This window comes from Flavobacterium panacis (assembly GCF_024649945.1).
Classification (GTDB): domain Bacteria; phylum Bacteroidota; class Bacteroidia; order Flavobacteriales; family Flavobacteriaceae; genus Flavobacterium; species Flavobacterium panacis.
This window is the reverse complement of record NZ_JANKMS010000002.1, coordinates 738,670-749,499: the sequence shown is the minus strand read 5'-3', so window position 1 is coordinate 749,499 and position 10,830 is coordinate 738,670. Positions and strand designations below refer to the sequence as shown.

Below are 10,830 nucleotides of genomic sequence, written 5' to 3'. Positions count from 1 at the left end.
TTAAGCCCGCCTGCGCAGATGGTACTGCAATTATGTGGGAGAGTATGTCGTCGCCTTTCTTTTGAAAAACCCTGTTTCCAACGAAACAGGGTTTTTTGTTTTTGGACTGTTTTGTAATCCTACTTCTGAAAACAGAACATTCAAACATAACCAGTACTGCGTTAGTGATGGGAGCGGCATCCTTTTGCGGGGGCTGAATCCCTGTTTCTTCACCTAATACTCCCTCCCGCAAAAGATAAAGCGGACAGCACGACCCGGAGGGGAACGCCATAAATAAATGCTGTAAATGAGTTTAATGTGTCGCGACTGGGCATTAAATGTTTCATAAATTGAATTTGGGAGAGCTTTTCTTTTTGTAAATTAGTAATAGTATACTTAAAATTTGAAATTATGAAAACGAAAATATTTTTATCCTTTATATTGTTATTCTTATCAATATCGGCCAGCGCCCAAAAGAAAATCGAAGTGAAAGAATTGCCAAAACCGGCACAGGAATTTTTAAAGAAACATTTTAGTTATACTTCAGTGGAAAAAGCACAAAAGGATCCTGAGCACGGAGAAAAAGGGTTTGAAGTGAAATTAAATGACGGGACAGAAGTAGAATTCTGGAAAGACGGTTCGTATCGGGAAGTTGATGGCGGAGATAACGCAATTCCGACTGATTTTATTCCAGATAATATTAAGGCCTATGTTGCCAAAAATCATCCTAATGAAAGAATAACACATATCGACTACGGTCACAAAGATCTGGATGTAGATTTAACCAATAAAATTGATTTAGAATTTACCAAAGATGGTAAAATTCTAAAAGACAAAAAGAAAGGTGTTAAAAAATAAAAAAAGATGGCACAGATCAATTTTCTGGTCATTGTGCCATTTAAGATTCGGAGAAATTTTATTTTGACGAAATCTTGCAATAGAACATCTTGAGCGAAAAAAGTTTATATTTACATCTTTATTTTTTATTTCATGGAAGAAAATAAACATGTAACGATTTATGATATTGCTGAAAGACTTAATCTAGCGACATCAACCATTTCACGAGCTTTAAAAGATCATCATACTATAAGTGACAAAACGATTAAAAAAGTGAAAAAAACGGCTGAAGAAATGGGATTTGTCCCCAACACTTTAGCTGCAGGTCTGCGTGGAAACAAAACCAAAACTATTGGCGTTTTGATTCCCACCGTTACACAACCCTTTTTATCGTCATTAATCAGCGGGATTGAGATTACCGCTCAAAAATCTGATTATACCGTAATCATCATGCAGTCGCACGACTCGTATGAAGAAGAAGTTAATATGGCGAAATCTTTATACAGCAACCGTGTGAGCGGTGTAATTTGTTCTTTGGCAATGGAAACTCGCGATACATCGCATTTTCATCAATTTTCAAACAATAATATTCCGTTAGTTTTTGTCGACAGGGTTCCGAAAGATTATAATACTTTCAGAGTTGTAATTGATAATTATTCGGCTGGATATAAAGCGACGAAGCACCTTATCGAGCAGGGTTGTATTCGAATTGCGCACATTACGGCAGGATCAGAATTAGGTAATTTATACAATGAAAGGAAAAGAGGTTACATCGAAGCCTTAAAAGATCATAATGTTGATATAGACGAAAATCTGATTATTAATTTAAATTCAGTTACTTATGAAGATGGTGTGAAAGCGAGCAATGCTTTATTTGATTTAAAACCAATGCCAGACGGATTATTTGCTCCTGGAGATATTATTGCCGTAAGCGCTGTTCAGACTGCTAAAAAGCGTGGAATAAAGGTTCCAGAAGAGTTTAAAGTAATTGGTTTTAATAATGATCCAATTTCGCAGATTATCGATCCCAATCTGTCGACTATCACGCATCCAGCAGAAAAAATGGGAAAAGCGGCGGCAGAAATCATTATCAAGAATTTAAAATCGGCGAAAAATGATGATGCTAAAGAAATTACCTTTTTAAATACAGAAGTACTCGCGAGAGAGTCTACTCAAAAATAAAATCAAGAACATTCTAAGTAATAAGGCTTATCAATTCGTTTGGTAAGCCATGATTTTTTATGAAAACAATTACACTTCCAGACGAAATGAATTTAGAAGAATCACAACAAGTTCATGTTGTAGATTATAGTAGTTCTAAAGACGTTTCGAAACAGCAAATAATTCTAAATCAGAACATAATCAGTTTTTTGATTGAAGGCGCAAAAGAAGTCATTTTTGATAATGAAGCCTTGTCGATAACACCTTCTAAGTTTATTTTAATGCGATCTGGAAATTGTTTAATGACAGAAAAAAGAGTTTCTGAAACTTCTCTTTATAAAAGCGTTCTTTTGTTTTTCTCTAATGAAATGCTTCATAATTTCATTAGAAAAATGGAATCTGAAAGATCAGAATCAATCGAACCAAAATCAGTTTATGCCTTTGATTACGATGATTTTTTAAAACGTTTTGTAGATAGTTTAAGTGATATTTCTAATCTTTCAAAAGCGGTTCAGTCAAAATTATTAGAAGTTAAGTTTGAAGAAATTATGCTTTATTTGACCGATAAATACGGAACAGACTTTCTTTATTCTTTAACAACAAACAGTGATGATGCTGCACAAAAATTCATTCGAACCATCGAGAATAGGCATTTGAGTAAACTGACTTTAAAAGAATTAGCTTTTTTATGTAATATGAGTGTTTCGACTTTTAAAAGAGAATTCGAAAAATACTATTCAGAATCGCCTATAAAATGGTTTCAAAATAAAAGATTGGAACATGCGCATTACTTGTTAAGTCAAGAAAAAAGCCCATCTGAAGTTTATTTTGAAGCTGGTTACGAAAACCTTTCAAGCTTTAGTCAAGCTTATAAAATCAAATACGGCGTAACACCTAAACATCATAAAACGATTTGAGCTTTTAGCAACAGTTTTTGAGCCTTTGCCTAAAATTATTTAGCTGTTCCAAATCTAACTTTGCTTAAAATTTTAAATCAGATAGAATGAAAAAGCTAAGTTTAATTTTGGCGATGTCAGCGATTTTTTCGACATCAATTTTTGCGCAAAAAACATTTACCTTAACGAGTAAAGATTTAGGAGGAGAAACAACTAAAGTTCAGGAATTCAATGGATTTGGATGTTCAGGTGAAAACCAATCTCCGCAACTATCTTGGAAAAACGCTCCCGAAGGAACCAAAAGTTTTGCTGTAACCATGTACGATCCAGATGCACCTACAGGAAGCGGATTCTGGCATTGGGTTGTGGTTGATATTCCGGCAAATGTAAATGAATTGGTAACCAATGCAGGAACTAAAAATCTTGTTCCAAAAGGAGCAATCCAAAGTGTTACTGATTACGGAATCAAAGGTTTTGGAGGACCTTGTCCGGCAGTTGGTCACGGATACCACCAATATATTATTACGGTTTATGCTTTAAAAACTGATAAATTGGGAACAGATGAAAATACAAATCCGGCAGTAGTAGGATTTAATCTTTGGAACCAGACTTTGGCAAAAGCCAGTATTGTAGCATATTACAAAAGATAAAGTATAAATAAAGAATCTAAAATTTACACTCACTATAGGCAGGATAGTTTTTTAAATTATCCTGCCTTTATTTGTTAAATGAAATTATTTTTTGAAAAAATAAGCGCTAAAATTTTTTTCTTAAATAACAATCCTATATTTTTACGCAACCGATTGCAATTGCTGTTTTGTTTAGGATAATGTATTTTTTGAATTAAAATTTTATCAAATACTTGTATTCAGGAATAAAATATTGATTCTTTCAAAATAGAGATTTTAAAGAATAAATTAAAACCAAATGACTTCATTAAGATTTTTTTTCCTGTTTCTTTTGATTTCCTTTTCGGCTGTGGCACAAAAGGATTATAAATTGTGGCTTCTGTACAATGCTGTGACTAATTCAGAATTAGCTTCAGAATATAAAAACAATCTTAAAGGAATTGTTGTTTTTGGAAAATCAGAAACTATTAAAATTGCTCAGAAAGAACTTAGAACGGGTTTTCAAGATATGCTGGGAGCTATTCAAGAAATCAAATCAGATATAAAAGGAGAGAACAATCTAATCGTTGGTTCGGAATCCAATTTAAATGCCGAAATCAGAAACGAATTAAAATCTGATTTTGATAAAATAAATGGTGAAGGGTTTATCATCAAATCCATTTCGATTAAAAGCAAAAAGCAAATTATCATTACAGGAAAAAATGACATTGCGGTTTTATATGGAGTTTTTAATTTCTTTAGAATATTGCAGACTAATAAATCGGTTAAGAATTTAAACATTGCCGATTCTCCAAAAACAAATATAAGAATCCTAAATCATTGGGATAATCTAGACCGAACAGTGGAAAGAGGTTACGCTGGATTTTCGCTTTGGAATTGGCAAAAACTTCCTGATTTTATTGACCAGCGCTATATTGATTACGCTAGAGCGAATGCCTCAATCGGAATCAACGGAACGGTTTTGACCAATGTAAACGCAAATGCTTTAATTCTGACTCCTCAATATTTAGAAAAAGTGGAAGCTTTGGCGAATGTTTTTAGACCTTACGGAATAAAAGTCTATTTAACAGCAAGATTTTCGGCACCAATCGAAATAGGAAACTTAAAAACTGCCGATCCAAAAGATGCTCAGGTGATTGATTGGTGGAAAAATAAAGCAGAAGAAATATACAAACGAATTCCAGATTTTGGAGGGTTTTTGGTGAAAGCCAATTCAGAAGGTCAGCCTGGACCACAAAATTATGGAAGAGATCATGTTGACGGAGCCAATATGCTTGCAGATGCTGTTGCTCCTTTTGGAGGTATTATTATGTGGAGAGCATTCGTATATTCAGAACATGATGCCAATGATCGTGCGAAACAAGCTTACGCTGAATTTCAGCCTTATGATGGAAAGTTCAAAGAAAATGTAATTGTTCAGGTTAAAAATGGAGCAATCGATTTTCAGCCGAGAGAACCTTTTCATCCATTATTTGGTGCCATGCCGAAAACGCCTTTAATGATGGAATTTCAGATTACGCAAGAATATTTAGGTTTTAGCACGCATTTGGTTTTTCTGCCAAAATTATTTCAGGAGGTTTTAGAATCAGATACGTATCAAAAAGGAAAAGGTTCTACTGTTGCCAAAGTTGTTGACGGAACTTTATATCAAAATAAACTAACAGGAATTGCCGGCGTTGCCAATATTGGAAATGATTTAAACTGGACAGGACATCCTTTTGCACAGGCCAATTGGTATGGTTTCGGAAGATTGGCTTGGAATCCTTATTTAGATTCTGAAATTATTGCTGATGAATGGTTGAGAAGCACTTTTTCAAACGATGAAAATTTCGTTAAACCTGTTAAAAATATGATGATCGAATCTCGAGAAGCGGTTGTAAATTACATGACGCCACTTGGATTACATCATATTATGGACACAGGACATCATTACGGACCAGGTCCGTGGGTTTCTAATTTATCAAGACCGGAATGGAATCCGACGTATTACCATAAAGCAGACAAAAACGGAATAGGTTTCGACCGATCTAAAACAGGAACGAATGCAACTGCACAATATGCGCTTGAAGTCGAGAAACTTTTTGATAATTTAGAAACTTGTCCAGAACAAGATCTTTTATGGTTTCATCATGTTTCATGGGATTACAAACTGAAAAATGGTCAAACGCTTTGGAATGGTATGGCGTTGAAATATCAGGAAGGCGTAAATCAGGTCGCGGCAATGCAGAATGTTTGGAAGAAAACTGAAAAATATGTTGACAGCGAGCGTTTTCACGAAGTTGAAATGTTGTTAGAAATTCAGTACAAAGAAGCAAAATGGTGGCGTGATGCTTGTCTGCTTTATTTTAAACAGTTTTCTGGAAAAGAACTTCCAACGGGAGTAGAAAAACCAACGCAGACTTTAGAGTATTTTAAATCATTAAAATTCCCATTTGCACCAGGAAATGGATAAATATATTTTAAAAATTATGAGCAATAAAACAGCAATTGTAACCGGAGGAAATTCGGGATTAGGCTTTGCAACAGCAAAAAAACTTTGTGATAACGGAATTAAAACTTACATAATCGGAAGATCAAAAGAAAAAACAGAAGACGCCTGTAAGGAAATTGGAGAAAATGCTATTCCAGTAATCTTTGACCTGAATAATTTAGCTGGAATTCCTGCGATGATTGAAAGTATCATAAAAGAAAATCCAATTGATATTTTGGTAAATAACGCTGGAATCAACATGAAAAAAGAAATTCCAGAGGTAACTGATGAAGATTTTCTTTCGATAATTCATACTAATTTATTGAGTGTTTTTGCAGTAAGTAGAGAAGTGGTTAAAAACATGAAATCTAATGGAAGTGGAAGTATCATCAATATTAGTTCGATGGCATCTCAATACGGAATTCCAAAAGTAATAGCGTATTCGGCAAGTAAAGGTGCAATTGAGTCTATGACACGCGCTATGGCAACAGAATTAGCTCCAGCGGGAATTCGTGTAAACTGTATCGCTCCTGGATTTATTAAAACCAAAATGTCTGCCACAGCTTTGGATAATGATCCAGAAAGAAAAAATAAAGTACTAGGAAGAACTCCAATGGGGTTCTTAGGAGAACCTTCTGATATTGCAGATGCGGTTTATTATTTTGCTTTGAGCGAATCAAAATATACTACTGGAACTATTTTGCCAGTTGATGGAGGAAATAGTATTGGGTTTTAATTGTGTGAAATGCCACAAAGGCGCTAAGACACAAAGATTTATTTTAAAAGATTGTAAAGAAAAAAACTTAGTGTCTTAGCGCCTTCGTGGCATAAAAAAAAAGAAGTATGATAAAAATGCAACAAACCATGCGTTGGTTTGGACCTCAAGACAACGTAAAACTTATCGACATTAAACAAGCCGGAGCAACAGGAATCGTAACTGCTTTGCATCAAATTCCAGTTGGTGAAATCTGGTCGGTTCAAGATATTCAGGAAAGACAAGAGATGATTCGAAATGCAGGTTTAGAATGGAAGGTTGTAGAAAGTCTCCCAGTTCATGAAGAAATCAAGCGCGCTTCTGGAAATTATTTGCAATACATTGAAAATTATAAAATCAGTTTAAAGAATCTAGCAGATTGCGGCATCAAAATCATTACCTACAATTTCATGCCGATTTTGGATTGGGTGAGAACCAATCATAATTTTATAAATACAGATGGAAGCAAAGCTTTGCTGTACAACCAAGATGCGTTTACGTATTTTGATGTGTTTCTTTTGAAAAGACCAAATTCAGAAAATGATTATTCCGATGCTGAAAAAGAAAAAGCGTTGCAGTTTGGAAATCAATTGTCTGAAGATGAAAAAGCGTTGTTATTTAAAAATGTTTTGTTGGGATTGCCAGGAAGTAAAATCAATTTTACTGCAGAACAGATTTTAGCTCTTTTAGAAAATTATGCTGACATCAATAATGAAAAACTAAGAGAAAATCTGATTTATTTTCTATCAGAAGTAACGCCAATTGCAGAGCAAAACGGACAAAAATTAGCAATTCATCCAGACGATCCACCGTTTTCGGTTTTGGGACTTCCAAGAATTGTTTCAACAGAAGCCGATTTGAAAGCGATTTTCAATGCAGTTCCTTCTATAACCAATGGATTGTGTTATTGTGCGGGTTCATTAAGCGCTGATCCAAAAAATAATCTGGAAAAAATAATCGATGACCACGAAAACCGAATTCATTTTTTGCATCTAAGAAATACCATTCGCGAAAGCGAAACTATTTTCAGAGAATCGGAGCATTTAAATGGTGATGCTAATATGAGTGCAATTGTAGAAAAATTATTGCTGGTGATGAATAAAACCAAAGTAAGTCTGCCCATGCGTCCAGATCACGGTTTTCTTCACGAAGTAGATGAAAAAACAGAAACATATCCAGGCTATTCTTTAACGGGGAGATTAAAAGGTCTTGCCGAGTTGAGAGGTTTAGAAATGGGAATTGCTTACAAATTGAATTTGTAAAAGTCTTTTGCGCAGAAAATTTCTCGCAAAGACGCGAAGGCGCAAAGACTTTTTCTTTTAAGCTTTTAAATAAAACTTTGCGACTTTGCGAGATTAAATAAAAAACTTGCCATGACTTCTTTAAAAAACAAAACTTCCTACATCATCTCACTGCTTTTCCTAATCGGATTAAGCACAAAATCGTACGCTATAAATCCAGAGAAATATATAGTAAATCAATCTTCAAGCGAAAATTTCCCTTTAGTTTCAAAAGGAAAAACAGCTTCGATTTTGGTGAGCGATAAAGATTATGCAGGAGTTTTAAAAGTGGTGGGACATTTAGAAAATGACATTTTTAAAGTTTCAGATTTACATCCAAAAAGAATTAAAAAAATCTCAGAAGCAGAAGATTTTGTTGTCATAATTGGCACATTAGGAAAAAGCGAAATCATTGATCAATTAGTCAAAAAAGGAAAAGTTGATAAGAATGAACTTCAAGGAAAATGGGAAAAATTTACCACTCAAATTGTTGAAAATCCATTTAAAGGAATCAAGAAAGCTTTGGTTATTGCAGGTTCAGATAAAAGAGGAACTATTTATGGAATTTACGATTTATCGAGTCAGATTGGAATTTCGCCTTGGTATTTCTGGGCAGATGTTCCGGTGAAAAAACAATCAGAATTGCATGTTTTGTCTGGTGTTCATTCGCAAGGTGAGCCAAAAGTAAAATACCGCGGTATTTTCATAAACGATGAAGCTCCAGCTTTGACGGGTTGGGCTTTTGAAAAATACGGCGGATTCAATTCGAAATTCTACGATACTGTTTTTGAATTGATCCTGAGAATGAAAGGAAATTATTTATGGCCTGCAATGTGGGGCAGAATGTTTTATGTCGAAGATCCCCAAAATGCTGTCTTGGCCGATGAATACGGAATTGTAATGGGAACTTCGCATCATGAACCCTTAACGCGAGCTCATGCAGAATGGGGAAAAGCAAATGGTAAATGGGATTTCAATACCAATTCGGAAGCCTTGATTAATTTCTGGAAAGAGGGAATTAAAAGAATGGGAAACAAAGAAACCCTTGTCACAATTGGAATGCGTGGCGATGGTGACGAACCGATGACGGAAGGAACTGCAATTGATTTATTGGAAAATATTGTCAAAACCCAGCGAAATATCATTCAGGAAGTAACCAAAAAACCGATTGAAGCAACGCCTCAAATGTGGGCACTCTACAAAGAAGTTCAAGATTATTACGACAAAGGAATGCGAGTTCCGGATGATGTGACGCTTTTATTGTGCGATGACAATTGGGGAAATATCCGCAAATTGCCAGAACTAAATGCAAAACCAAGAAAAGGAGGTTACGGAATTTATTATCATTTTGACTATGTCGGCGGTCCACGAAATTACAAATGGATCAACACGAACCAAATTGAACGAACTTGGGAGCAAATGGATTTGGCGTATCAATCTGGAGTTGATAAAATTTGGATTGTAAATGTAGGCGATATTAAACCAATGGAATTTCCGATTGAGTTTTTCTTGGATATGGCTTGGAATCCTGAAAAGTTTAACGCTGGAAATCTACAAGATTATTATGTGAATTGGGCAAAAGAGAATTTCGGAAATCAGTTTGCAGAAGAAATTGCCGAAATTTTAAAATTGTACACCAAATACAATGCGCGCAGAAAACCAGAATTATTGGATGCTAAAACTTATAGCATAACTAATTATAATGAAGCTGATCGAGTTGTTGCTGATTATCAAAAATTGGTAGAAAAAGCCAATTCGATAAACGAAAAATTACAACCCGAATATAAAGATGCTTTTTATCAGCTGGTTTTGTTTCCTGTTTTGGCAAGCTCGAATTTGAATGAATTGTATGTTGCAACCGCTAAAAATCATTTGTATGCAGAACAGGGAAATACCCTTGCAAATGAGTATGCTGAAAAAGTAAAAGAGTTATTCAAAAAAGACAGTGAACTGACGAATTATTATCACACAAAATTAGCAAACGGCAAATGGAATCATATGATGTCTCAGACGCATATTGGTTATGATAATTGGCAACAGCCGGATAAAAATGTGATTCCGAAAACAAGGAAAATTGCGCCTGAAGTTCAAGCGATAAAAGTTATAAGTGCTGAAGAGATGGCAAAAAAGGAAACATCAACTAGCAAAAATCAATATTTAGCTGAAGTTCATGGTTTTATAGAGAACGACGGTTATATTTCAATAGAAAGCAAAAATTATTCAAAAGCCATAAATTCAGATTCAGTAAAATGGACTGTAATTCCGAATCTTGGTAAAACAGATGCAGGAATAACAATAAAACCTTCGAATATTCAGCCGATTGATATTTCAGAACAATCGCCAAGATTAGAATATGATGTTCATTTTTTTAGCAAAGGAAAAGTAAAGGTAAACGCCTATTTTTCGCCGACAATCAATTTTAAAATTGGAGAAGGATTAAAATACGGAATTGCTTTCGATTCGGAGAAACCACAAATCATGAACCTCAACGCAGATTCATCAGAGAAAAATTGGGCAGAATCGGTGGCGAATAATATTAAGATTATAACCTCGACGCATCAAATAGAAAATGCAGGAAATCATGTTTTGAAAATTTATGCGATTGATTCGGCTTTGGTGTTTCAGAAAATTGTAATTGAAACGGAAGAAGGAAAGGTTTTGGAGTCGTATTTGGGACCACCTGAAAGTTTTAGGAAGGAGTAATAACATAACGGAAACACGTCCTTTTTGTCATTCCGACGAAGGAGGAATCTCCACAAGAAACTCTACAAAGATTGGCGATTCTCGTTGAGGAGCTACTTACGGAGATTCCTACTTCGTCGGA

Annotated in this window: 8 protein-coding genes; all 8 read left to right on the top strand. The window is 34.8% G+C overall.

Annotated elements, in window-relative coordinates; all coding sequences use genetic code 11:
- Positions 1–390: 390 nt before the first annotated feature.
- Complete coding sequence (locus tag NQQ59_RS07975; protein WP_144215122.1) at positions 391–837, top strand: PepSY-like domain-containing protein; 447 nt, start codon at positions 391–393, stop codon at positions 835–837.
- 132 nt (positions 838–969) lie between these two features.
- Positions 970–1,998 carry a LacI family DNA-binding transcriptional regulator gene (locus tag NQQ59_RS07970; protein ID WP_144215121.1) on the top strand — a complete coding sequence of 343 codons (1,029 nt, stop codon included), beginning with the start codon at positions 970–972 and terminating at the stop codon, positions 1,996–1,998.
- A 59-nt stretch (positions 1,999–2,057) separates the two neighbouring features.
- Positions 2,058–2,894 (top strand): helix-turn-helix domain-containing protein, encoded by an 837-nt coding sequence (locus tag NQQ59_RS07965; protein ID WP_144215120.1) that lies wholly within the window; start codon positions 2,058–2,060, stop codon positions 2,892–2,894.
- Between the two features lie 86 nt (positions 2,895–2,980).
- A complete protein-coding gene (locus NQQ59_RS07960) occupies positions 2,981–3,523 on the top strand; it encodes a YbhB/YbcL family Raf kinase inhibitor-like protein (RefSeq protein WP_144215119.1) in 543 nt (180 codons plus the stop codon).
- 277 nt (positions 3,524–3,800) lie between these two features.
- On the top strand, positions 3,801–5,954 hold the full coding sequence (locus tag NQQ59_RS07955; protein ID WP_144215118.1) for an alpha-glucuronidase family glycosyl hydrolase: 2,154 nt from the start codon (positions 3,801–3,803) through the stop codon (positions 5,952–5,954).
- Between the two features lie 16 nt (positions 5,955–5,970).
- Complete coding sequence (locus NQQ59_RS07950) at positions 5,971–6,708, top strand: SDR family NAD(P)-dependent oxidoreductase (protein ID WP_144215117.1); 738 nt, start codon at positions 5,971–5,973, stop codon at positions 6,706–6,708.
- Positions 6,709–6,824: 116 nt separating this feature from the next.
- Positions 6,825–7,988, top strand: a complete 1,164-nt coding sequence (gene uxuA, locus NQQ59_RS07945; RefSeq protein ID WP_144219762.1) for a mannonate dehydratase — start codon at positions 6,825–6,827, stop codon at positions 7,986–7,988.
- A 111-nt stretch (positions 7,989–8,099) separates the two neighbouring features.
- A complete protein-coding gene (locus NQQ59_RS07940; RefSeq protein ID WP_144215116.1) occupies positions 8,100–10,709 on the top strand; it encodes a glycosyl hydrolase 115 family protein in 2,610 nt (869 codons plus the stop codon).
- Positions 10,710–10,830: the final 121 nt, after the last annotated feature.

Excerpts from the sequence above, each read along its gene's own strand:
- NQQ59_RS07975 (WP_144215122.1), top strand. The coding sequence starts at position 391 with ATGAAAACGAAAATATTTTTATCCTTTATATTGTTATTCTTATCAATA.
- NQQ59_RS07970 (WP_144215121.1), top strand. The coding sequence starts at position 970 with ATGGAAGAAAATAAACATGTAACGATTTATGATATTGCTGAAAGACTT.
- NQQ59_RS07965 (WP_144215120.1), top strand. The coding sequence starts at position 2,058 with ATGAAAACAATTACACTTCCAGACGAAATGAATTTAGAAGAATCACAA.
- NQQ59_RS07960 (WP_144215119.1), top strand. The coding sequence starts at position 2,981 with ATGAAAAAGCTAAGTTTAATTTTGGCGATGTCAGCGATTTTTTCGACA.
- NQQ59_RS07955 (WP_144215118.1), top strand. The coding sequence starts at position 3,801 with ATGACTTCATTAAGATTTTTTTTCCTGTTTCTTTTGATTTCCTTTTCG.
- NQQ59_RS07950 (WP_144215117.1), top strand. The coding sequence starts at position 5,971 with ATGAGCAATAAAACAGCAATTGTAACCGGAGGAAATTCGGGATTAGGC.
- uxuA (WP_144219762.1), top strand. The coding sequence starts at position 6,825 with ATGCAACAAACCATGCGTTGGTTTGGACCTCAAGACAACGTAAAACTT.
- NQQ59_RS07940 (WP_144215116.1), top strand. The coding sequence starts at position 8,100 with ATGACTTCTTTAAAAAACAAAACTTCCTACATCATCTCACTGCTTTTC.